18 protein-coding genes are annotated in these 23,795 nt (G+C 46.8%); 9 read left to right on the forward strand and 9 right to left on the reverse strand.

Features of this window, described 5'->3' with window-relative positions; all coding sequences use genetic code 11:
• Positions 1 to 12 precede the first annotated feature (12 nt).
• From apaG to DF182_RS10695, 5 genes are all read right to left on the reverse strand, one after another.
• Positions 13 to 399: a Co2+/Mg2+ efflux protein ApaG gene (apaG, locus tag DF182_RS10675; protein WP_113615610.1), complete on the reverse strand. Its 387-nt coding sequence runs from the start codon at positions 397 to 399 to the stop codon at positions 13 to 15.
• An 83-nt stretch (positions 400 to 482) separates the two neighbouring features.
• On the reverse strand, positions 483 to 809 hold the full coding sequence (locus tag DF182_RS10680; RefSeq protein WP_245957404.1) for an eCIS core domain-containing protein: 327 nt from the start codon (positions 807 to 809) through the stop codon (positions 483 to 485).
• On the reverse strand, positions 797 to 1,735 hold the full coding sequence (locus DF182_RS10685) for a DUF5777 family beta-barrel protein (protein WP_113615611.1): 939 nt from the start codon (positions 1,733 to 1,735) through the stop codon (positions 797 to 799). The genes DF182_RS10680 and DF182_RS10685 overlap by 13 nt, the downstream gene beginning before the upstream one ends.
• A 30-nt stretch (positions 1,736 to 1,765) precedes the next feature.
• Complete coding sequence (locus DF182_RS10690; protein ID WP_113615612.1) at positions 1,766 to 2,314, reverse strand: YceI family protein; 549 nt, start codon at positions 2,312 to 2,314, stop codon at positions 1,766 to 1,768.
• Positions 2,315 to 2,331: 17 nt separating this feature from the next.
• Positions 2,332 to 2,697, reverse strand: coding sequence for a hypothetical protein (locus tag DF182_RS10695; protein WP_113615613.1), 366 nt, complete (start codon positions 2,695 to 2,697; stop codon positions 2,332 to 2,334).
• 108 nt (positions 2,698 to 2,805) lie between these two features.
• Here DF182_RS10695 and DF182_RS10700 point away from each other — a divergent pair, with 108 nt between their 5' ends.
• Together DF182_RS10700 and DF182_RS10705 are read left to right on the forward strand one after the other, a co-directional pair.
• Positions 2,806 to 4,086, forward strand: a complete 1,281-nt coding sequence (locus tag DF182_RS10700) for a UDP-N-acetylmuramoyl-tripeptide--D-alanyl-D-alanine ligase (RefSeq protein ID WP_113616848.1) — start codon at positions 2,806 to 2,808, stop codon at positions 4,084 to 4,086.
• A gap of 138 nt (positions 4,087 to 4,224) precedes the next feature.
• A complete protein-coding gene (locus DF182_RS10705) occupies positions 4,225 to 7,509 on the forward strand; it encodes a TonB-dependent receptor (RefSeq protein WP_113615614.1) in 3,285 nt (1,094 codons plus the stop codon).
• Positions 7,510 to 8,241: 732 nt separating this feature from the next.
• Here DF182_RS10705 and mce read toward each other — a convergent pair.
• A complete protein-coding gene (gene mce, locus DF182_RS10710) occupies positions 8,242 to 8,643 on the reverse strand; it encodes a methylmalonyl-CoA epimerase (protein WP_113615615.1) in 402 nt (133 codons plus the stop codon).
• A 114-nt stretch (positions 8,644 to 8,757) separates the two neighbouring features.
• Here mce and DF182_RS10715 point away from each other — a divergent pair, with 114 nt between their 5' ends.
• From DF182_RS10715 to DF182_RS10745, 7 genes are all read left to right on the forward strand, one after another.
• Positions 8,758 to 9,984 (forward strand): IscS subfamily cysteine desulfurase, encoded by a 1,227-nt coding sequence (locus DF182_RS10715; protein ID WP_113616849.1) that lies wholly within the window; start codon positions 8,758 to 8,760, stop codon positions 9,982 to 9,984.
• Positions 9,985 to 10,053: 69 nt separating this feature from the next.
• Entirely contained in the window at positions 10,054 to 10,794 is a 741-nt protein-coding gene (gene gldF / locus DF182_RS10720; protein WP_113615616.1) for a gliding motility-associated ABC transporter permease subunit GldF, read from the forward strand.
• Between the two features lie 10 nt (positions 10,795 to 10,804).
• A complete protein-coding gene (gene gldG, locus DF182_RS10725; protein ID WP_113615617.1) occupies positions 10,805 to 12,505 on the forward strand; it encodes a gliding motility-associated ABC transporter substrate-binding protein GldG in 1,701 nt (566 codons plus the stop codon).
• Positions 12,506 to 12,707: 202 nt separating this feature from the next.
• A complete protein-coding gene (locus DF182_RS10730) occupies positions 12,708 to 13,643 on the forward strand; it encodes a TerC/Alx family metal homeostasis membrane protein (RefSeq protein WP_113615618.1) in 936 nt (311 codons plus the stop codon).
• Between the two features lie 62 nt (positions 13,644 to 13,705).
• Positions 13,706 to 16,219, forward strand: a complete 2,514-nt coding sequence (locus DF182_RS10735) for a bifunctional UDP-N-acetylmuramoyl-tripeptide:D-alanyl-D-alanine ligase/alanine racemase (RefSeq protein WP_113616850.1) — start codon at positions 13,706 to 13,708, stop codon at positions 16,217 to 16,219.
• A 61-nt stretch (positions 16,220 to 16,280) separates the two neighbouring features.
• Positions 16,281 to 16,931 (forward strand): lipoprotein signal peptidase, encoded by a 651-nt coding sequence (locus tag DF182_RS10740; RefSeq protein WP_113615619.1) that lies wholly within the window; start codon positions 16,281 to 16,283, stop codon positions 16,929 to 16,931.
• A gap of 604 nt (positions 16,932 to 17,535) precedes the next feature.
• A complete protein-coding gene (locus tag DF182_RS10745) occupies positions 17,536 to 20,397 on the forward strand; it encodes a TonB-dependent receptor (RefSeq protein WP_113615620.1) in 2,862 nt (953 codons plus the stop codon).
• A 69-nt stretch (positions 20,398 to 20,466) separates the two neighbouring features.
• Here the strand turns inward: DF182_RS10745 and DF182_RS10750 are convergent, their stop codons facing one another.
• The 3 genes from DF182_RS10750 to DF182_RS10760 form a co-directional block, all read right to left on the reverse strand.
• Positions 20,467 to 21,456, reverse strand: coding sequence for a 2-hydroxyacid dehydrogenase (locus tag DF182_RS10750; RefSeq protein WP_113615621.1), 990 nt, complete (start codon positions 21,454 to 21,456; stop codon positions 20,467 to 20,469).
• 90 nt (positions 21,457 to 21,546) lie between these two features.
• The gene (gene fumC, locus DF182_RS10755; protein ID WP_113615622.1) at positions 21,547 to 22,947 is read right to left on the reverse strand and encodes a class II fumarate hydratase; all 1,401 of its coding nucleotides are present in this window, start codon (positions 22,945 to 22,947) and stop codon (positions 21,547 to 21,549) included.
• Between the two features lie 54 nt (positions 22,948 to 23,001).
• Positions 23,002 to 23,778, reverse strand: a complete 777-nt coding sequence (locus DF182_RS10760; RefSeq protein WP_113615623.1) for an enoyl-CoA hydratase/isomerase family protein — start codon at positions 23,776 to 23,778, stop codon at positions 23,002 to 23,004.
• Positions 23,779 to 23,795 lie beyond the last annotated feature (17 nt).

The following is a 23,795-nucleotide window of genomic DNA, read 5'->3' on the forward strand; positions in this document are numbered from 1 at the left end:
TTTTTTTGCGCTTTAGTTCAGTTTAAATGGAACAACCATCTGGAACTCAGGAATCCTGACATCCAGGATTTTCTTATCAAGCTGATTTTCCATTTGATAAGTACCGTACATCTTTCCGATCTCGGTGCGGAGGTTGGAGCCCGAGACATATTGATAGGTTTCGCCGGGGGCCAGCAGTGGCTGAACACCAACTACACCTTCTCCTTCCACTTCACGGTGGGAACCGTTGGAATCAATAATAAACCAGTGACGGCGCAGTAACTTGATGGGGAATGTATTGTTGTTTTCAATGGTGATACGGTAAGCAAACATAAATTCGCCTCCAATCGGATTGGAATAATCCGGCTGGTAGAATGTTTCTACGCTGATGGTGATGCCCTCTGTTACCTTCTTAACCATAAAATCAACCTTTGACGTAAAAATAAGAAAAATAAAGCCAGTGGGCAGATTTTTTCTACCCCGGGAAACACTTTAACGATTTTTTAGATAATTTCTATTCCTTCCAGCACGAGCGGATCAGTCTCCGCCATTCTGGCTGCTATTTCCAGCCTGTTGTGATAATATCCCTTACGGGCACATTCATACAGATATCTTCTCAGGAAACCCATCATACCATATTGCTGGTACTGCTTTACATGACAGGCTTCATGACGGAGCCAGGCAGTATCGGCCAGAAACTCCAAACGGGACGCCCCATACAGATGTATAGTGCGTCCCAATACCATGGCTACCTGTTCTACTCCCATTACCATAGCGGCAATGCGGGCAAGCCCTGAATCAACGTGTATACGACATCTTATTTTTTCCAATCCTTTTTCCCGAATAATGTAAATCTACGGGAAATATTAAAACCCCAGCGGTATTGTCCCTGCAACCAGGAGGAAGTGGTCTCTGGTATGAACTGGGTTTCCTGGATAGCAGTGGCATTGGTGAAGTTGATATGAAACACGTGTCCGCCGGTTTCTATCTCAACACCTACTGCCAGTGGATTATAGAGCGAAGTGCTCTTCTTGTAGTAATCCTTGCTGTCATTAGACCGGAAAGGATAATAATATTCAGCAATCAGTCCCACACGCTTCGACAGCTTCAGCCGGCCACCAACGCCCATGGCAAACAGATTGTTCATATCCATATAACCTACCCGGTTGCGATGGACGAAAGTAGGAGACAGCGTTAAAGACAAGATGCCAAATTTCCGGGAGACAATAGCCTGGGCCACATAACTCATCCGGTCTGCTGCATCCTTGAAATACGCGGCCTGATGCGGGTCCGCTTCCGAAGTCATACAGGATATCACTGTGGTGCCCAGCAGTGACACTGATACTGGCATATGATCATCCTGTGTTTGTTCCAGCAAACGGTATTTCGCCAGTACGTCCACCAGCTGGCGTTGTGCGCCGGAGCCTTTGGAACGTCCCAGTCCCACCATCAGTCTGTCTGTAATACCATACTCCAGGCCAATACGGATATCCGTAGAATTGTCCATGCCATAAAATGTCTTTACACCACCGAATTCTCCGGCCATGTCACCAAAGCGGTGATCCACGCGGAAGTCCAGTTCATGTTTACGGAGTGTTTCCGTAGAATGCCCCATAATAATACGGGTGCCCTTATAGGTATATAATACTTTGGGATGCCGGACACCGGTAGAATCGAAGAGTTTGCTCAGGTCATCCTGTGCCTGGGCATAGAAGCTGATACCGGCCAGCAGCATCAGGGAAACAATAATTTTCATGTGTTGATTTAAAAATGAATGATGGATTTTTTACCGGTTGACAACTGTATACAGTGCATTCACTGTGACGGCTACTACCTCCGCGATATTTTTCACCACAATCGTAGGGATATCGATACGATGATCTGCAATGCGGATGTTAAAAGTGGCACCGGCAGTGATATTACCGCCCTTTACGGTGATAGTACCTTTTTCCTTGTAGGTTTTGTCTACGCCATGCAGATTTAGTATACCCTCTACCGTTACCTGATAAGTGCCGTCTTTGCTGAGGTCTGCATCGTCCAGCACTTTTCCTTTGAATTCGGCATAAGGATACTTGTCACTTTCCAGATAGTTTTGGTTGAAATGTTCCTGCATCAGCTTCTGTCTGAACTGGAAAGAAGCAATTGGCACCTTGAAATAGATAGCCTTGGTTTTGATGTTGATGGCAGACACTCCTTTTTCAGTCTTTGCTTCGATATCTTCCAGCGGGGAAGAGGAAAAGAAAGAAAAGTGAGTGTTTTTAGAGGAGAAAATATCCTGCGCCAGCAGCGGTGAGGACAATAGGGCCAGGAATAATAAACAGATAAGGCTTTTCATGATGGCAAAGATTAAGTTTACTTATCGGGCATACCCTTTTCAATCCAGCAGGCGATAGAGTCTTTTGTTCCCTGAGACAATGCAGGGAAGCGGGACGGCGGCATAGTGGCCTGGGCGCTGGTAACCCTCTGTGTAAAAACAGCCCTGGACGCACTGATATAGGATTTCAGTTTGTCCGCGGTAGAGAAATCGGAACCACCAGCGCGGTGACAGCCGCGGGAGGTACAGTTGGCCGTGACGACGTTATACACATAACTGGTAGTGACTAGGGCGACATTACAGTCAAATTTCCCATCGACACTGGCGGGGGCCACTGCCTGCTCATTCTTACAGGCAGCTGCCAGTACAAACCCCGACAAAAAAAGATAGGTTCTAAGTTTCATAGTAGCTTTTTAATTCATGCCTTGATACGGAACTAGCAAAGAATAGGTTGCCGGAGAATGTAGCTATTTGAATATTTAGTTATTATTTTGCATGAAATATTTCCGCCCGTGACCATAGAACAACTGTATAATATCTACCTGCAGCATCGCAGTGTTCAGACAGATACCCGCAAACTGAAGGCTAATGACATTTTCTTCGCACTTAAAGGAGATAACTTCAACGGCAATACGTTTGCAGCGAAAGCACTCGAAATGGGAGCTGCCTTTGCTGTAGTAGATGAAGCCGCCTACTTTACCCACCCCGACAGAATGATGCTGGTAGACAATGTACTGGAGACATTACAGGCACTGGCACTATGGCACCGGAAACAGCTGAATATCCCCTTTCTGGCCATTACCGGCACTAACGGTAAAACCACTACGAAAGAACTGATTAACGCCTCTTTATCTGCCGGCTTTAAAACATATGCCACCATCGGCAATCTCAACAACCATATCGGTGTTCCGCTCACCATCCTGGGCATATCCTCCGATGTGGAAATAGCCGTGATCGAAATGGGCGCCAGCCATCAGCAGGAAATAGCCAGCTACTGCACCATCGCCCTGCCTACCCATGGCATCATCACCAATATCGGGAAAGCCCACCTGGAAGGCTTCGGCAGCGAAGAAGGGGTAAAAAAAGCCAAAGGAGAACTGTACGATTATCTCAGGGCCAACAACGGTACTGTATTCGTATGCAACGACTATCCCTATCTGATGGAGATGAGCAAAGGCATCAGCAAAGTAATCACCTATGGCAGCAAAGATGCTGACTACACCGGCACCCCCGCAGCAGACAAGGCACTCATCGGTGTGCAGATAACCAGCAACAGTACGATCGGATTTATACAAACTAAACTCACCGGTTCCTATAACTTCCCGAATGTAATGGCCGCCGTGGCCGTGGCCAGCCACTTCAATGTGCCTGTTGAAAAGATCGGTCCCGCTATCGCCAACTATACGCCTTCCAACAACCGCTCCCAGGTTATCCAACAGGGTACCAATACTATCATCATGGACGCATACAATGCCAATCCATCCAGCATGAAAGCGGCTATTGATAACTTCGTAGGTATCGATGCTACCCGCAAAGTGCTGATGCTCGGCGCTATGATGGAGCTGGGCACCGACAGTATCCGCGAACATGAAGCTTTGGTGGAGCAGTTACAACGCCATCATTGGGAAGCAGTGGTACTCGTAGGCGGGGATTTTAAAAAGGTAAACCATCCCTACATCTTCCTGGAAAATTCAGCAGAAGCTGCACAATGGCTGCAGCAGCAACAGTTTCAGGACACCTACATACTTATCAAGGGTTCTCGCAGTACCGGCATGGAAAAGGTAATTGCATAAAATTATTTTTAGATATTTTGGCAAACAAATGTTAATGATTTCATAATTGTATTATTTTTAATGCTATTATTTCTCATTTGATATTTGCCCAAAATCTGAATTGTAATGCCCAAGAACAAATGGTGTAAAACCCTATGTATGCTATGCTGCATACTCGTAATCCCCTTTTTGCTTTTTGCCCAGGAAACCACATCTGACATCGCCGGTATCATCGGCAGTGAACAGGGTCCTGTGCCAGGAGCAAGTATTATTGCCCTCCATCAGCCTACAGGCACCCGTTATGTGACCGTGTCCCGTAAGGATGGACGTTTCAACCTCCCCAACCTGCGCGTAGGTGGACCTTATGTGCTCACTGTTTCCTACATCGGCTTTAAGGATGAAAAACGCGAAAACATCTTCCTGCAGCTGGGTCAGGAATACAAGGCTGATATACGCCTGCAGCAAAGTACCAGCAACCTCAACGAGATAGTAGTGAAAACTGCCAGCCAGAGCAAGGTTATCAACCAAGCCCGCACCGGCAGCCAGGAAATCATTACCCGTGCTCAAATGGACCGCCTGCCAACCGTAACACGTTCCATGCAGGACTTCACCAAACTTACCCCATCCGCCAACGGCCTCAACATCGGTGGCAGAAGCAACCAGCTCAACAACATCACTGTGGATGGTGCCAACTTCAACAACTCATTCGGTCTGCAGCCTACACTCGGCTCCCAGACAGCTTCACAGCCTATCAGCCTCGAAGCCCTCGAACAAATCCAGGTGAACGTTTCTCCCTACGACGTGAAACAGGGCGGCTTCTCCGGTGCCGGTATCAACAGTGTTACCAAAAGCGGTACCAACCAGTTTAAAGGTACTGTATACACTTACATCCAGTCACCCGGCCTGCAGGGCCTGAAAGTAGGCACTGCACAGGTAGCCAAACCTGTGTTTGACTATAACCTGCGCGGCTTCTCCGCCGGCGGTGCTATAGTACCCAACAAGGTGTTCTTCTTTATCAGCGCAGAACAGGAAAGAATTACCGCATCTGCCACCAGTATGGTAGCGAATACCAAAGCCGGCGCACCCGCTACTGGTAACGTTTCCAGAGCTGTAGCTGATACACTTAATCAACTCCGTCAGTTCCTGATCGACAACTATCAGTACAACCCCGGCGAATATCAAGGCTATGCCTATCGCACTTCCAGCGATAAAATCACCGCTAAAATTGACTGGAACGTAAATGAAAGCAACACGTTTACTTTCAAATACAACTACCTCAAATCCTACAAGGATATCTCAGCCAGCAACAGCGGCGCGCCCGGAGCAGGCCGTCAGCCCAGCAATACAGGCTTACCCTTCAGCGGAAGTGGTTACACCATCAACAACAACTTTAATATCTTCATCGCCGAACTGAACACCCGCATCGGCAACCGTGCTTCCAACAAATTACAGGTAGGTTTCTCTGCGATGAGAGACTTCAGAACAGCACTGTCTGAGAAAGAATTCCCGCTGGTAGACATCCTCGACGGACAAGGCAACAGCTACACCGCCTTCGGTTATGAGCCTTTTACCTACAACAATAAATTAAACACCAACGTATACCAGCTGTCTGATATCTTCAACCTCTACAAAGGCAAACACGAAATCACCATCGGTACACAGAACTATTACAAAACGTTTGTAAACGGATTTGCTCCTAACTATATTGGCAACTACCGTTTCAACACACTCACTGATTTTTATGCCAGTGCCAAAAACGGTCTGACCAACGCATCCCGTTATGCGCTGTCTTATACCACTACTAAAGATGGTTCTTTCCCTTATGCTAAAATTAATATGCTGGAACTGGGTGCCTTTATCCAGGACAAATGGAGCATCAACAATCACTTCACACTGACTTACGGTTTACGTATAGACGTTCCTGTTATAGGCAGCACCTTCGACAAAAATGACTCCCTCGCAGCACTGACCTTCCGCGATGGTATCCAGGTGGATGTAAGCCGTGCGCCTAAAACAAAGCCCATGTTTTCTCCCCGTATCGGCTTCAACTGGGATGCCACTCATGACGGTAAAACACAGGTACGTGGTGGTATCGGTCTGTTCTCCGGTCCTCCGCCGGCAGTATGGCTGAGCAACCAGGCAGGTAACAACGGTGTACAGTTTGGTTCATTCGTGGGTCAAACCAATGAAAATATACCTTCTATTCCATACGCCTTCAATCCGGATCCTAACAAATACCGGGTTGTGACAACAGAACCGTCCAAACAATATAATATAGCCGTTACCGATAGAAACTTTAAATATCCCCAGGTGCTGAAAATGACACTGGCAGTAGATCGCCAGCTGCCTGGCGGTATTATAGCCACACTGGAAGGTAACTACTCCAAAGACATCAATGCGGTATATTTCCAGAACATCAACCTGCCAACAACCGGTATTCAGCTGGACAGCACACCGGATCACCGTCTGCGTTACAGCTCTCCCAAAATGTATGGCGCCGGTACCAGCCTGGGTAATCCCAATATCAGCGATGCTATCCTGATGCGTAATACCAACAAAGGTTACTCTTACTTTGTAACTTTACAGGTGCAGAAAAATCTGCCAAACCTGTACCTCAGTGCGGCCTATACCTACAGCAAGTCCCGCTCTGTAAACGACGGTGGTACCATTGCACAAGGCAACTGGCGCGACCGCCCCGTAAGTGGCGATCCTAACGATCCCACATTGGGATACTCCAACTATTATATCCCTCACCGTGTGATTGCTGCCGCTACCTATAAATTCAACTGGGCTAAAAATTTCGCCACCTCTATCGGTATGATCTTCGAAGCTGCTCCTAATGGTGTTGCTTCTTATACCTACAACGGCGATCTCAACAATGATGGCTCCGGCGGAAACAATGACCTGATCTATATTCCAGCCAGCAAAAGCGATATCAAACTGGTACCGGTAGGTTACGGCGACAAAACCTTTGATCCCGCTAACCCCGCTGACAAACGCAGCGAAGCAGTTATCTGGAATCAGCTGGACAACTTCATCAAACAGGATGATTATCTGAGCCGCCACCGTGGCCAGTATGCAGAACGCAATGCAGTAGTGGCACCTTTCTTCAAACGCATGGATATCAACATCACACAGGATATCTATGTATTCAGTGGCAAGCAGAAAAACAAACACACGCTGCGCCTTACTTTCGACATCATCAACTTCGGTAATCTCCTCAACAGAAAATGGGGTACTTACCAGATTGCCAACGTACCTTCTTTCCTGAAGTATGAAGGCCAGCTCCGTGATGCCAATGGTAAAGCAACCAGCGCTCCTGCGTTCTCTTTCCCTTACCTCGACAAGGATAACCAGATTCCTGCAACCAACTCCTGGAGAGATAATACCAACATTATCTCCCGCTGGCAGGGTCAGATCGGCGTACGTTATATTTTTAACTAAACACACATTGCCCGAATCAATTATACCAATGCCTCCGGAAGCGTCAAAAGCTTCTGGGGGCATTTTTGACTGTGATAAGGGATGATACTGCTGATGATTATGATGGGTGGAGATTAAAGCGGAGATATAAACGAATATTTTTAATACCGAATAAACGATAAGTCAGAAGCAGTAAAAGAAGTAGAATGATAATAGCGGGAAAAACTATACTTTTTTGAGAGAGGAGCAATAAAATGGGGAGCTGATGCGTTTAATATATTATACGCGGTTGCGTATAACTTCTGTACTATCCCACTCAGGAGAACTCCATTAAATGATACCAGTAAAAGGTTGTCTGTTATAACTGTTCGCTGGCTGCTTTAAAAAAAAGACCTGCAAGCTAAAAAACCCGCAGGTGTTCATAACCTATGCCAACTTTAGAGTAATCGTGAAAACTTAAAAATTATATTAACTATAAAATTCAAGCTTTATAATATCTTGAGTGTAAAGTGATCTTTTGAATTGTTATTTATAGAGATAACGTATCAGAAAATATATTTGTTCAAAAAGAATTAAAAAAAGTTTTGGGCAGATATTTATTTCTGATTTTGGTTATGTCTGATGTTGTTTGTACATCCCTTTTGGAGGCCGTTCATATTAATCTACGTATCACAGGATCTGTTTGGATTGCTAAAATGGAAAAAAAATAAAAATAATTTTAATTATTAAAATCATTCATACATAAACAACTCACTACCTGATCTCCTGACAAATCTCTATTAAAACACCATTGGTATTCTTAGGGTGCAAAAAACAAATCAGCTTATTATCAGCTCCTTTTTTTGGGGTCTCATGCAGTAATACAAAGCCTTCTTCCTTTAACCTTGCCATCTCCGCATGTATGTCTGCCACTTCAAAAGCGATGTGATGCATACCAGCTCCCTTTTTAGCCAGAAATTTAGCAATCGCACTGTCAGAGCCCGTTGCCTCCAACAGCTCTATTTTTGTTTCCCCCTGTTGAAAAAAGGCTGTCTGCACTTGCTCAGAGCTCACCTCTTCCTGCTTGTAACAAGGCGTGTTCAATAATTTCTCAAATAGCGGCACGGATACTGCCAGCGACTCTACAGCGATCCCGATGTGTTCTACTTTTAACATGGAAAATCATTTACTGGTATAATAAAATGCAGTCTTGCTTAACCGGGTAAAAATAGAACTTATGTCGTAGATTTGGATTGTTTGGGAAATAATATAGAAAATAAAATAAATATATTGAGCCTGCCTGTTTACCTGGACAACAACGCCACCACGCCCTGTGATCCCAGGGTACTGGAAGTAATGCTGCCCTATTTTACAGAGATGTTTGGCAACGCTGCCAGCCGCAGCCATCCTTTTGGATGGACAGCAGAAGCAGCTGTGGATCATGCCCGTGAACAGGTGGCCAGGCTGATAGGAGCGCAGCCACAGGAAATCGTGTTTACCTCCGGCGCCACAGAAGCTGTCAACCTCGCCATCAAAGGCGTCTTTGAAACCTATGCCACCAAAGGCAACCATATCATCACCTGTGTTACAGAACACAAAGCGGTACTGGATACCTGCAAACATCTGGAGAAAAAAGGTGCTGTCATTACCTGGTTGCCTGTAGATGAAGACGGACTTCCAGACCCGGCTGCCGTAGAAGCCGCCATCACACCGCAAACGATACTGATTGCCATTATGTACGCCAACAATGAAACAGGCGTCATTAATCCGGTGCCGGCCATTGGCGCCATCGCCAAAAAACATGGCATCATTTATATGTCAGACGCTACACAGGCCGTGGGTAAGATACCTGTCCATGTAGACCATGACGGCATTGACCTGCTCACCCTCAGCGCCCATAAAATGTACGGCCCCAAAGGTGTTGGTGCCCTTTATGTCAGACGGCGGTCGCCCCGGGTGAAACTCACCGCACAAATGGACGGCGGCGGCCATGAACGCGGCATGCGCTCCGGTACGCTCAACGTGCCCGGCATCGTAGGACTCGGCATGGCCTGCGAAATCTGCCAGCAGGAAATGGAAGCCGAAGCAAAAAGATTGTCTGCCATGCGAAACCGCCTTCAGGAAGCGTTATTACAAATAGAACATACTTATGTGAATGGTTCGGTGATACACCGCCTGCCGCATGTGATGAATATTTCCTTTCAATACATAGAAGGATCAACGTTACTGATGGGATTCAACAAAACAATAGCACTCTCCTCCGGATCGGCCTGTACTTCGGCCTCTATGGAGCCCAGCTACGTGCTCAAAGCCCTGGGTCTGGGCGACAACCTGGCCCATGCATCCCTGCGTTTCGCGCTGGGGCGCTTTACCACAGATGAACAGATAGACTATACGATCCGTATGGTGACTGATACCGTCAACCGGTTACGGGCTGAAAGTCCGCTCTGGGAAATGTACAAAGACGGGCATCTCCAGGATACCGGTTCCTGGGCACACCATCAGGAGCAGGGATGATTTTCTTGCCGGCAACCATAATCTTATATATTTGTATTTTTATGTATCCTAATCCTTACACAACTGTCCATGCTTGCCATCTTTAAAAAAGAGATAAACCAGTTTTTCAACAGCGTCACCGGCTATGTGGCCATTATTCTTTTTTTAGTGGCAAATGGCCTGTTTCTCTTCGTATTCCCTGATACCAGCTTGCTGGACACCGGCTACGCCAATCTCGATCCGTTGTTCGATCTGGCGCCGCTGATTTACCTGCTGCTCATCCCCGCCATCACGATGCGCTGTTTTGCCGATGAGTTTAAAACCGGCACCATGGAGCTCCTCAGCACCAAGCCTCTCAGCTGGTGGCAGATTGTGATGGGAAAATTCTGGGGCAGCCTGCTGATTGTGGTCATCTCCCTGATACCCACCTTTGTGTATTATATCGCTATCCGGCAACTGAGTATTGCTCCGCAACAGCTGGACAATGGCGGCATCCTCGGCGCCTATACCGGCCTGTTTCTGCTGGGCGCCGTGTTTACCGCCATCGGCCTGTGGTCATCCTCTCTTACCTCCAATGCTATGATTGCTTTTCTGATAGCCGTTTTTACCTGCTACATCTTCTACAATGGTTTTGATGCGCTCAGTAAAATACCGGCTTTCAGCGGAGGAGCTGATTACTATCTTCAGATGGCCGGCATTAAATTTCACTATGCCTCTGTAAGCCGTGGCGTGATCGACAGCCGTGATATCATCTATTTCATCAGCCTCATCGGCCTGATGCTTTATCTTACCAAACTATCCCTCCAAAGAAAACTCTGGCAGAACGGTTAATATAAACAGTATGGCTAAACGAAAAAAATATATACAGCGTGCGCTGGCAGTCATAGCAGTGCTCATGGGCCTCAATATTGCCGCCGCCTATTTTCATGGCAGATGGGACCTGACAGCCGAAAAAAGATATACCCTCACCAGCAGCACCAAACAGATGCTGCGTCAGCTCAACAGCCCGGTGGAAATAGAAGTGTTTCTGAAAGGCGATTATCCCGCCAGCTTCAAACAGCTGGCACAATCCACCCGTGAGCTGCTGGAAGAGTTCCGCGAATACGGTAAACAAAATATACGCTTTGTCTTCGTCAATCCCAATCAGCAGGGCCTTTCCGATTCGGCCCGGATGAAATTCATGGGCGAACTCACGGCACAGGGTATCATGCCCTTTAACATGAAAGTACAGGGAGATGCCAACGAGAGTCAGCAGCTTATTTTTCCCGGTGCTCTGGTACATTACAAGGGAAAAAAACTGGGCGTAAACCTGCTTAAAAACCAGGGAGGACAAGACCCGATGCAGACGATGAATAATTCGGAAGCACTGCTGGAATACCAGTTTGCCAATGCCATCAGCAAACTGAAAGAGGAGAAAAAGCCGTTGGTAGGATATATGCTTGGACATGGTGAATCACTGGGTGCCGAAGTATATGATGCACTGACTACGCTACAGTCCGGCTACAATCTCGATACACTTACTTTACAGTCTGTTCCTGCTGTCCCGCAGGATTTCGACATCATCCTGTTTGCCAAGCCTGCATCGGCTTTCAGCGATCAGGACAAACTGAAGATAGACCAGTATGTGATGAATGGCGGTAAAGTGCTTTGGTTTATTGATGAAACCAATGCATCTATGGACAGCCTGCATCAGCGGCAGGAGTTCCTGGCTTTTGACAAGGGCCTTAACCTGGAAGATCTGTTGTTCCGCTATGGTGTGCGTATCAACCAGGACCTGGTACAGGATCTGCAATGTGATATTGTGCCATTGGTAGTAGGCAGTGTGGGCAACCGGCCACAGATACAGCCCGTACCCTTTCCTTATTTCCCGATGCTGGCCCCTACCGGAGCACATCCCATTGTAAAAAATATGGATATGGTGCTGAGTCGCTTTGTCAGCTCTCTTGATACAGTAAGAGCCGATGGGGTACAGAAAACCGTGCTGCTGACCACTTCCAGGAGCAGTCGCCGTGTCCGTATACCTTCGCAGATAAGCTGGGATATCGTGAAAACAAAACCCAATGTCCGGGAATACCGGCAGCAATACATACCTGCCGCCGTATTGCTGGAAGGTCATTTCACCTCTCTGTTCCGCGACCGCCTGGACGAAGCTACCAAAGGTAGTTTCCGGCAGGCTACAGGTAAGCCTTTCCGGGAAAAGGCGGATACAGTTAATAAGATGATCATCGTCAGTGATGGTGATTTGATCGCCAATGCGGTGTCTCGTAAAGAAGGCCCCTTACAGATGGGCATCAATGAATTTAACCCCGGCTTTGCCTTCGCCAATAAGGAATTTTTCCTCAACTGTCTGGAATATCTCAGTGGTCATAACGGCATTATGGAAAGCCGCAACAAAGAACTGACCCTTCGACTGCTGGACAACGAAAAAATCCAGCGGGAAAAAACAAAATGGCAGATTATCTGTTTTGTGATACCAATAGGGTTGGTACTGCTTTTTGCGATGGTGTTCCAGTTTGTGCGCCAGCGTAAATTTGCTGAATAGATGACGTAAAGAAATTGAAGAGAGCAAAGCGACAAAGTACATTCAACTATCTTTCGTTGCTTTGCTTTTTTTAATGCCTTAGTGTGAATTTTACGCCTTTACGTCTGTAATTTTTAACATTCTCTTTTGTTCCTTTGCCTTCTTTAAAGCTTTGCGTGAGCAGAATTGCCTATCTTTGCTGCTCATAAAAAGCGAGCGATTCATGACACCGATCCAGTGGACATATCTCATATTTGGTATTGTGATAGTTCTGGCTTTAGTTTTTGATCTGGGTTTATTCAGCAAAAAAAATACAAAAACAACGCTTAAAACCGCCTTCTGGCAAAGTATTTTCTGGATTGGGCTGGCTGTATTGTTCTTTGGCTTTATGTGGTTTGAAGATGGATCTGAAACAGCGATTAATTTTATGAGCGCTTATCTCATGGAGAAATCGCTCTCCATGGACAACATCTTTGTATTTATTCTCATTTTTAGTTTTTTTAAAATAGGGGAAGAGCACTACTCGCGTGTATTATTGATAGGCATCCTGATGGCACTTGTGTTCCGGGCTGTTTTTATCAGTGTGGGCGTGGTGCTCATCAGTCGGTTTCACTGGATATTATATATCTTCGGCGTGTTTCTGCTGTATACAGGAATTAAAATGTTTACGGCCAAGGTCAGTGATGAGTTCAACCCGGAAGAAAACATCGTTTACCGGTTTATGAACAAATACCTGCGGGTAACACATGAGGAAGCCAATGGAAAATTTGTGATCCGCAAAAATAATAAGGTGTATCTGACTACGTTATCTTTAGTAGTCGCGATGCTCGCTGTTACCGATGTTATTTTTGCCCTGGATTCCATACCGGCGGTATTTGCTATCTCACAGCAACCAGTCGTGGTATATACCTCCAACATTTTCGCCGTACTGGGATTAAGATCCCTGTTTTTTCTGTTGAGAGGAGCGGTAGATAAATTTGATTATCTGCCCCAGGGTATCGCCATTGTACTTATATTCATTGGACTAAAAATGCTGGCAGAATACTTTATCCATATACCGGTATATGTATCGCTAATAGTGATTATTCTTTGTCTTGGAGGAGCAATCTGGTACTCGCTCCATCATCAGAAAAAAGAATTGCCGGAAGGAAAAGCCTAATAAAAAACAACTGTTATTGGAGTCGTAACAGGTTGTCAACTGATTATTCAAATCTGATAAAAGTGTATAACGCAGCAAGCATCAACAAAACGCTCAAAGGAGAATTGTTGCAGGAGACCGGATTTTCTGAAATTGAACATCTCTTATTGGACAGCCGGAAGCTGAGCTTCCCCGAAACATCGCTGTTCATACCATTGGTAAGCCCCAGGCGGAATGCTCATCAGTACATTGAAGAGCTGTACCGCAAAGGGGTAAGCAACTTTATTGTGAGTGAGCCCGTGCCATTGGAAAAATATCCTAAAGCCAACTTTATCCTGGTAAAAGATACCTTACAGGCATTACATACACTGGTCGCATTTCATCGCCATCAGTTTCATGTTCCTGTTATCGGTATTACCGGCAGCAACGGAAAAACCATCGTCAAAGAATGGTTGTACCAGTTGCTGGAAAAGGACTACAACATTGTCCGCAGCCCGAAAAGCTATAACTCACAGATTGGTGTGCCGCTCTCTGTATGGCAGATGAAACCCGAACACCAGCTGGCCATTTTTGAAGCAGGGATTTCCCAGCCCGGAGAAATGGTTAACCTGGAGAAGATTATCCGCCCTACCATCGGTATCTTCACCAATATAGGCGAAGCACATAGTGAAGGCTTCCTCAACATCCGGCAAAAGATCAACGAAAAACTGGTCCTTTTCGCGAAAAGCGACATCCTGATCTATAGCAAGGACTATCTCGCTCTCAATGAGTGTGTACTGTCCTTCCACAGCCAGGTAGGCAAAAAGGAAACACAGGAAGGCGGCGGCGGTGGTCCGGAACTATTCTCCTGGTCCAGAAAAACAGATGCCGACCTCCGTATCGTGAGCGTTGACAAAAACGATAATCATACCCGCATCGAAGCCCTGTACAAACAGGAAACGCTACATATCTCCATCCCTTTTGTGGATGAAGGATCTATCGAAAATGCGATCCATTGCTGGGCCCTTATGCTGTATCTGGGCAAAGAACAGGAAGTGATCCAGCAACGTATGGACCTGCTCAGCAACATCGCCATGCGCCTGGAGCTGAAACAGGGTATCAACAACAGCTCTGTGATCAATGACAGCTACAACCTCGACCTGGGTTCACTGACCATTGCACTCGACTTCCTGCAGCAACAACAACAGCATGCTACCCGTACCGTGATACTCAGCGATATCCTGCAAAGCGGGAAAAGCGATGCCTCCCTGTATGAAGAAGTAGCAGACCTGTTGCACAAAAAGAACATCAACAAACTGATCGCCATCGGTAAAAACATCGGCAGGGAGAAAAAAAGCTTTCAGCAGGTAGAAGGATTAAAAACACAGTTCTTTAATACCACCGATGAATATATCCAGCAGTTCAACTCAGACGATTTCGAGAACGAAACCATTCTGGTAAAAGGTTCCCGCATTTTTCAGTTTGAACGTATTGGTAAGGTGCTGGAGCAGAAAGCCCATCAGACCATCCTGGAGATCAATCTTTCAGCGATTGCACACAATGTGAAATTGTATCAGTCTATGCTGAAGCCGGACACCAAGCTGATGGCTATGGTGAAAGCCTTCTCCTATGGCAGCGGCAGTTTCGAAATTGCCAATCTGCTGCAATTCCATGGAGTGGATTATCTGGCGGTAGCCTATGCCGATGAAGGCGTGGAGCTGCGCAGAGCCGGCATTACCATGCCTATTATGGTGATGAACCCCGAACCCGCCAGCTTTGATGCTATCCTGCACTGGAACCTGGAACCGGAAATTTATTCCATGCACATCCTGCTGCAGTTTATGGAAGAAGTAAACACAGCCGGTAAAACGGAGTTTCCGATACATATCAAGCTGGACACCGGTATGCACCGTCTTGGTTTTGTGAAAAAAGATATTCCGGAACTGTCTCAGGCCCTCACCGCCAGCCACCTGCTGAAGGTACAGTCTATTTTCAGCCATCTGGCAGCCAGCGAAGACCCTGAGAAAGATGCACTCACACAGCAGCAGGGACGCCTGTTCTACGAAATGAGCCATGAACTGCAGAAAGCGCTGGGTTATACAGTAATCCGCCATATTTCGAACAGTGCGGGTATCACCCGTCATCCGGACCTACAGCTGGATATGGTGCGGCTGGGTATTGGTATGTATGGCTTTGATTCCGGCAATGGTATGCAGGACCAGCTGCGTAGTGTCAGCACGCTGAAAACAACTGTGGCACAGCTTAAAAACCTGGATCCGGGTGAAACCGTAGGTTATGGCGCTAAATGGACTGCTGAGGCCCCGGCTGTTACCGCCACTGTCCGTATCGGATATGCTGACGGTTACCCACGCCGGCTGGGCAATGGGGTAGGTAAGATGCTCATCCGCGGCAAATTTGCACCGGTTATAGGCGTAGTAGCCATGGACATGCTCATGCTAGATGTAACCCATATTCCTGATATTATGGAGGGCGATGAAGTGATTGTATTCGGCGAAGATCTGTCTGTACAGCAATTAGCAGACTGGGCTGACACCATTGCCTATGAAATATTAACAGGAATTTCACAGCGGGTGAAAAGGGTATATTTCCAGGAATAATGATATTGCAGGCTTCGGACTTTGAAATAATCTGTTATTTTTGACAAAATTTTAATATCAGTTGAAATATCGTCACGTAGTACTTATCGTTATCCTTATCCTGATTGTTGATCAGACCCTGAAGTTCTGGATCAAGACGCACATGTTTATGCAGCAGGAGTTCATCATTTTCCCCAACTGGTTCCGCATCCATTTCATTGAAAATGAAGGGATGGCGTATGGACTCAAGTTCGGTGGCGACTTCGGTAAGATCCTGCTTACCACGTTCCGTCTGGTAGCAGTGGTAGCCGGTTTCGTATACATAAAAAAGCTTATCCGCGAAAAATACAGTACCGGTCTGCTGGTCTGCGTTTCCCTGATACTTGCCGGTGCTGCAGGCAACCTGATAGACAGTATGTTCTACGGCCTTATTTTCAACGATAGCATCGGTTATGAAGTGGCTAAGTTCATGCCTCCCGGTGGCGGTTATGGCAGCTTTCTCCACGGCCGTGTGGTAGATATGCTCTATTTCCCCATCTATGAAGGTTATCTGCCCAGCTGGATACCTTTTAAAGGAGGTGACTACTTCGTATTCTTCCGGCCGGTGTTCAATGTCGCCGATGCAGCCATCTCCATTGGCGTGATCACGATCCTGCTGTTCCAGAAACGTTTCATTGGCAAACATATGGCCCCGCAACAGGGAAGCACGATCAAGGCTGATCAGACTGCCTGATTTTAAACGATACTGCCTTCGGCAGATGATAAACATATTAATGAGGTTGCCTTTTAAAAGGCAACCTTTTTTATTGGATGAAGTACCCAGGCCGCTTTCGATTACTGCCTGGACACGGCATTTCCGGCCAGGCCATCCAACCATATACGCCGCCACATTTTCCGGTCTTCATCATTTTTCACGGCTATATTATACCCATTATATTACCCACTGTTGGTGTCTGGTTTTTAGCATGTCATCTCTTCGGCCATAGTATTAGCAATCATTTGAGAACCCTTGCGAGTGTATTATCCACTGTCTCTTATGACTAGCTTATCCTGAAACCTCCGGAGTATAACCTGTTCCGTAAGATCATCATACTTCATCACTACTTTCCGGATTTTTTTACGTTTCATTCTCAACCACTTACAATTTATTTTCACTGCAGCATTTTGAAATCAGAAATACCCGGCCTATATTTGTCTACCAATTCTATAGACTATATGGCTTTTCGATTCACACATAGCATGTTCTTACACCGATGTTGAGGCTCAGCACCGGCATTCAGCCCCTATTACAGTATCACCAATTCCAGAATCTATAATGATATAATATCTACCACATCATGCAAAAGTTCTTACCTATACTGGCAAAATACCTGCTTTTATTGCTGGTATTCAGCCCGGCCCTAACCTATGCACAGCTGAACGGCTCCTACGTTATTGAGGGCAAAATCACTGACGACCATAGCAGTGGCTTGCCCGGCGCATCTGTCCAGATAAAAGGCACCTCTTTTGGCACCACCACAGACACTTCCGGCCGTTTTCAGCTAACAACCAATACCCGGTTTCCGCTCAAACTGGTCATTCGCCTGATCGGTTACCAGCCACAGGAATTTGAAGTAAAAAACAGCAACAGTAAAGTAGCCATACAGCTATATACCCAGTCGTTACTGGTAAACGAGGTAGTGGTATCCGCTTCGCGTCAGCAGGAGAAAATGCTGCGCTCTCCCGTAGCCATCGAAAAGCTGGACATACGGGCCCTAAAGGAAACACCATCACCCACCTTTTATGATGCACTTGGTAACTTGAAAGGCGTACAGATGACCACTGCCGGCCTCACCTTCAAAGTATTTAATACCCGCGGATTTAACGTCCCCAACAACTTCCGCTTTATGCAGCTGGTAGATGGGGTAGACAACCAGGCCGCCACCCTCGGCGTTCCGCTGGGTAACGCCATCGGACCTACGGAGCTGGACATCCAGAGCGTGGAAGTAACGCCAGGCGCGTCTTCTGCCTTATATGGCATGAATGCCATCAATGGTATGTCTAACCTGGTCACCAAAAACCCTTTCGACTACCAGGGTGTCAGCGTTTATCAGAAAATCGCGTTCAATCACTTTGACGGCAGCGGCAGCAGTCCCAAGCCACTCACTGAAACGGCTGTACGCTATGCGCAGGCCTATACCAAATGGTTTGCCTGGAAAATCAATGCCAGCTACATGCAGGGTACCGATTGGTATGCAGACAGTCATGATGACTTCACCCCGCAAAGCAAGATCAATCCTGACTTTCCCCAGCTGAGCGGCCCAAACAATATCGCTGCTGACAACTGGAACAAATATGCCGATCAGGGCAATATTCCCATCACCGACAAAGACGGCCGCGCCTACACCGTACACCGCACCGGCTACTGGGAGAAAGACCTCGTAGGAGACTATACCGTACGCAATACTAAAATAGATGGATCACTCAACTTCCGGCTGCCACACAAAATGGAAATATCCTGGTCTTCCCGCTGGGGACAAATGGACGGCTTCTTCCAACGCGGCAACCGTATCGGCCTTAAAGGGGTAACCGTCAGCAACCACAAGCTGGAACTGGTACACCCCGACTTTACTGTAAGATCTTATATCTCCATAGAAAACACCGGCAATTCCTACAACATGAACCCGCTGGCCGACAATCTGGAAAAATCTTTCAAAACAGATAAAGCCTGGGGGACAGATTATACCACCGGCCTCAACAAAGCTCTCACCGAAGGAAAAGACCTCGTGGCTGCACATCAGGCTGCCCGCGCCTTTGCTGACGCCGGCCGCTTTGTTCCGGGAACGCCCGAATTTGAAGCCCAGCGCGATAAAATCAAAACCATCAACGACTGGGATATTTACCCTACCTCCAGGAACCCCGCCAACACTACCGGTGGTGCTGCTTTGCTGCAAAAGAGCCGTTTTTATCATACAGAAGGTACCTGGAACCTGCGTAAATATGTCAAGTTTGCCGATGTACTGGTAGGTGCTGACTACCGTACCTACGAAATCATACCGGATGGCAACAACTTCGTAGACTTCACCCGGCCACTGGACAAACGTAACCAGGAGGGCGGCAAACATATCTGGTATGGTAAAATAGGAGGCTTCGCCCAGATCAGTAAATCGTTCTTCAACGACGCCTTAAAACTGACCGGCTCCCTACGTTATGATAAAAACCAGGAGTTTGCTGGTAAAGTCAATCCCCGTATCGCTGCCGTATATACGATAAAAGATAAACACAACTTCCGTATTTCCTGGCAGAATGGATTCCGCTTCCCTTCTCTGTTTGAAGCTTACTCCTTTGTGAACAACGGACAGGTACGGCGCGTGGGCGGCCTTGCTTTCATTGAAGATGGACTGGGTTATTTTAAAAACTCTTTCCTTACCAGCTCCGTTGATGCCTTCAACGTAGCAGTAAACAAAACCGTAAACGCCGACCATGTTACCAAAGATGTGGCCGCTGCTAAAAATGCGGGCATCCTGAAAGTAGCCAACCTGGACCCAATCGTACCGGAGCAGATCACTTCTTTTGAAGCAGGTTACAAAGCAGTATTACTTGACAACAAACTGTTCGTTGATGTGGATGGCTACTACAGCTCGTATAAACATTTTATCGGGCAGATTGAAGCAGTAGTACCACAAACCGGCAACGTGAATAGTCCGGATGCTGCTGTTTTAAAACAAATGCTGGATAAAAATCTGCAAAACAGATACCGTGTATGGACCAACAGTAAATCCACTGTTAACAACTACGGATTTGCACTGGCAGTTACTTATGATATCTACAAAAACTATACAGTGAGCGGCAATGCCAACTTCAACAAGCTGGCACAGGATAAGACCAAAGACGACGCACTGGTACCGGGTTTCAACACACCGGAATGGTTTACCAACATCAGCATCGGTAACCGTAACCTGTATAAAAATATAGGCTTCAACGTTGTATGGCACTGGCAGGATACTTTCTACTGGCAGAACCTCTTCGGCAATGCAGACGTGCCGGCCTATAGCACTGTTGATGCACAGGTGACCTACCGTGTTCCCAAAATCAAAACATCCTTTAAACTGGGTGCTTCCAATCTGCTGAATACTCCTTATTTCCAGTATGTGGGCGGCCCTACCATCCGTGGGTTGTACTACTTCGCCATCACCTACGACAATGTGTTTAGAAAATAATCATCTGCCATAAAACAAAAGAGGGCTGACCAGTTTGTTCTGGTCAGCCCTCCTTTATGAAGAAGGTTATTACTTAAGTGCATTTTTCAGTGGTTCATTTTTTTCGAAGCTCGAAATATTGGCCAGGGTTGTTTCAGCAATCTGTGTTAATGCTTCTCTGGTAAAAAATCCCTGATGAGCTGTTACCAGCACGTTAGGGAAAGTCGTAAGCCTGGACAATACATCATCCTGGATGATAATGCCGGATAAATTCTGAAAGAACAGTTGTTCTTCCTGCTCATAAACATCTATCCCCAAAGCGCCGATATGGCCATTCTTCAGGGCTTCCACTACTGCCTTGGTATCAACCAGGCCACCACGGCTGGTATTGATGAGCGTTACACCTCGTTTCATACTGTTGATACTATGCCCGTTGATCAGATGTTTGGTATCAGGTGTAAGCGGACAATGCAGGGAGATGATATCTGATTCTGTCAGGACACTCTCCTGGGAAACATAGGTAACACCAGCCTGCACCAACGATGCATCCTCTACAACGTCGTGGGCCAGCACTTTACAGCCAAAGCCCAGCATGATACGACAAAATACTGCTCCGATATTGCCGGTACCAATTACACCGACTGTTTTTCCATATACATCAAATCCTTCCAGTCCGGCGAGTGTAAAGTTGTTATCACGTACACGGTTATACGATTTATATATTTTTCTGTTGAGTGCCAGCAGGAGAGTGACCGCATGTTCTGCCACCGCATGAGGAGAATATGCCGGCACGCGCACCACGCTGATACCTGCTTCAGCAGCCGCTTTCAGGTCTACGTTATTAAAGCCTGCACAACGCAGGGCAATCAGCGTTATTCCCTTTTCCTTCAACTTGTGTACAACAGCAGCATCTACTTTATCATTTACAAAAACACATACGGCCTTTTCATCCTTGATGAGGGCAGTATTATCTTCATTCAGGGGATATTCCAGAAACCGGAAACGATGCGTATTCTGTTGATTAGCCTGGTTAAAATAGGTGATATCGTATGGCTGCGCACTAAAAAAAAGTATATCCATCAGCGTTAGTTAGGAGTTGGGTTAAAAAAAATACGGATTTGCGGGCTTTTGACACCACACAAATCCGTAATATAATAAAATCGGTATGCTTTATTTAATCTCGCCTACCATGTTGCCGGGCACTACCCATTCGTCAAATTGTTCTGGTGTTACGTAACCCAGTTTCACGGCCATTTCTTTCAGTGTGGTACCTTCCTTGTGTGCTTTCTGTGCGATTTCTGCGGCTTTGTAATAACCAATTTTGGTATTGAGTGCAGTCACCAGCATCAGGGAGTTTTCCACGTGTTTGCGGATATTAGCTTCAATAGGTTCGATACCTTCAGCACATTTATCGTTGAAGCTAACACAACCTTCACCGATCAGGCGTGCAGAGTGCAGGAAGTTGTAGATCATCACCGGTTTGAATACGTTGAGCTCAAAGTGGCCGTTGGATCCGCCTATGGAGATAGCTACATCGTTACCCATTACCTGTGCAGCGATCATGGTCAGGGCCTCACACTGGGTGGGGTTTACTTTACCTGGCATGATAGAAGAACCTGGCTCGTTATCCGGGATATGGATTTCACCGATACCAGCGCGAGGGCCGGAGCTGAGCATACGTACGTCGTTAGCGATTTTCATCAGGCTAACAGCTACTGTTTTCAGGGCGCCGTGAGCTTCTACGATAGCATCGTGGGCAGCCAGTGCTTCGAACTTGTTGGGAGCGGTGATAAAAGGCAGTCCGGTCAGTTTGGCGATGTTACCAGCCACACTTTCGGAGTAACCTTTTGGTGTGTTAATACCGGTACCAACAGCAGTACCGCCCAGAGCCAGTTCGCTCAGGTGGGCGAGGGAGTTGTTGATAGCTCTCAGACCGTGGTCCAGCTGGGCTACGTAGCCGCTGATTTCTTGTCCGAGGGTGAGTGGTGTGGCGTCCATGAAGTGGGTACGGCCGATTTTCACCACGTGTTTGAAGGCTTCCGCTTTTTTAGCCAGGGTATCACGGAGTTTTTTAACACCGGGGATAGTTGTTTCCACCAGCATTTTATACGCCGCGATGTGCATGGCAGTAGGGAAGGTGTCGTTGGAAGACTGAGATTTATTTACGTCGTCGTTCGGGTGAACGAACTTGTCTTTATCGGTGAGCTTGCCACCGTGAATAACGTGGGCGCGGTAGGCGACAACTTCATTCACGTTCATGTTGGACTGAGTACCGGAGCCTGTTTGCCATACTACCAGCGGAAACTCGTTATCCAGTTTACCTTCCAGTATTTCATCACATACCTGTGCGATGAGATCACATTTTTCTTTCGGGAGCACGCCGGCTTCCAGGTTGGTCAGGGCCGCCGCTTTCTTCAGGTAAGCAAATGCCTTGATGATTTCTTTCGGCATTTTGTTGATGTCCTGGGCGATCTTGAAATTTTCAATGGAGCGCTGTGTTTGAGCACCATAATAGGCATTTACAGGTACCTGTACTTCACCCATCGTGTCTTTCTCTATTCTAAATTCCATGGCTTAAGCTTTTATGAATTAGGAGACAAAAGTAAGGATTCTCACGCCTTTGCGTTATTCTCCTTTAAAATTCGCCTTTCTTTTCTGGATAAAAGCTTCTGCACCTTCCTGTAAGTCAGCGGTGGCAAAGCAGGCAGCAAATTCTTTGATTTCTGTTTCCCAGCCGTCGAGTTCTTTGTCTATAGCGGCGTTCACGCATTTTACCACGCGGGCAACGGCCAGTGGAGCTTTTGTCTGGATTTTTTCGAGGATGGAAATAGCCTTGGGCATCAGTTCTTCCAGTTTCACCACATGGTTGACCAGTCCCCAGGCCAGCGCTTCATCAGCAGTGATCATGTCACCGGTCATCATCAGTTCGGTAGCTTTTCCTTTACCGATCAGCTGGGTAAGCCGCTGGGTACCGCCATATCCGGGGATAAGCCCCAGATTCACTTCCGGCTGGCCGAACCTGGCGTTTTCACTGGCGATACGGAAATGACAAGCCATCGCCAGCTCACAACCGCCACCCAGTGCAAAACCATTTACTGCAGCGATGATAGGTTTGGGAGAATATTCAATCCGCTGAAATACCACATGCCCGCTTTTTGCCAGCTCTTCGCCCTGCTTGGGGCTAAGGGTCAGAAACTCGCTGATATCGGCGCCGGCCACAAAAGCCTTTTCTCCTGCACCAGTAATGATCGCACCTTTTATGTCTTTATTACGGTAAACCTCGTCAATGGCAAGACCCAGTTCTCCCATCATCAGCTGATTGAGAGCGTTCATCTTTTCCGGGCGGTTGATCGTGATGATCTGGATATTTTTCTCTAATTGTGTGCTTAATGTCTGATACATGGGCCTTCTTTTTTGTT

The organism is Chitinophaga flava (assembly GCF_003308995.1).
Classification (GTDB): Bacteria; Bacteroidota; Bacteroidia; order Chitinophagales; family Chitinophagaceae; genus Chitinophaga; species Chitinophaga flava.

Excerpts from the sequence above, each read along its gene's own strand:
- gldF (WP_113615616.1), top strand. The coding sequence starts at position 10,054 with ATGCTTGCCATCTTTAAAAAAGAGATAAACCAGTTTTTCAACAGCGTC.
- DF182_RS10730 (WP_113615618.1), top strand. The coding sequence starts at position 12,708 with ATGACACCGATCCAGTGGACATATCTCATATTTGGTATTGTGATAGTT.
- gldG (WP_113615617.1), top strand. The coding sequence starts at position 10,805 with ATGGCTAAACGAAAAAAATATATACAGCGTGCGCTGGCAGTCATAGCA.
- DF182_RS10695 (WP_113615613.1), bottom strand. The coding sequence starts at position 2,697 with ATGAAACTTAGAACCTATCTTTTTTTGTCGGGGTTTGTACTGGCAGCT.
- DF182_RS10750 (WP_113615621.1), bottom strand. The coding sequence starts at position 21,456 with ATGGATATACTTTTTTTTAGTGCGCAGCCATACGATATCACCTATTTT.
- DF182_RS10685 (WP_113615611.1), bottom strand. The coding sequence starts at position 1,735 with ATGAAAATTATTGTTTCCCTGATGCTGCTGGCCGGTATCAGCTTCTAT.
- DF182_RS10705 (WP_113615614.1), top strand. The coding sequence starts at position 4,225 with ATGCTATGCTGCATACTCGTAATCCCCTTTTTGCTTTTTGCCCAGGAA.
- fumC (WP_113615622.1), bottom strand. The coding sequence starts at position 22,947 with ATGGAATTTAGAATAGAGAAAGACACGATGGGTGAAGTACAGGTACCT.
- DF182_RS10745 (WP_113615620.1), top strand. The coding sequence starts at position 17,536 with ATGCAAAAGTTCTTACCTATACTGGCAAAATACCTGCTTTTATTGCTG.
- DF182_RS10760 (WP_113615623.1), bottom strand. The coding sequence starts at position 23,778 with ATGTATCAGACATTAAGCACACAATTAGAGAAAAATATCCAGATCATC.
- mce (WP_113615615.1), bottom strand. The coding sequence starts at position 8,643 with ATGTTAAAAGTAGAACACATCGGGATCGCTGTAGAGTCGCTGGCAGTA.
- DF182_RS10690 (WP_113615612.1), bottom strand. The coding sequence starts at position 2,314 with ATGAAAAGCCTTATCTGTTTATTATTCCTGGCCCTATTGTCCTCACCG.
- apaG (WP_113615610.1), bottom strand. The coding sequence starts at position 399 with ATGGTTAAGAAGGTAACAGAGGGCATCACCATCAGCGTAGAAACATTC.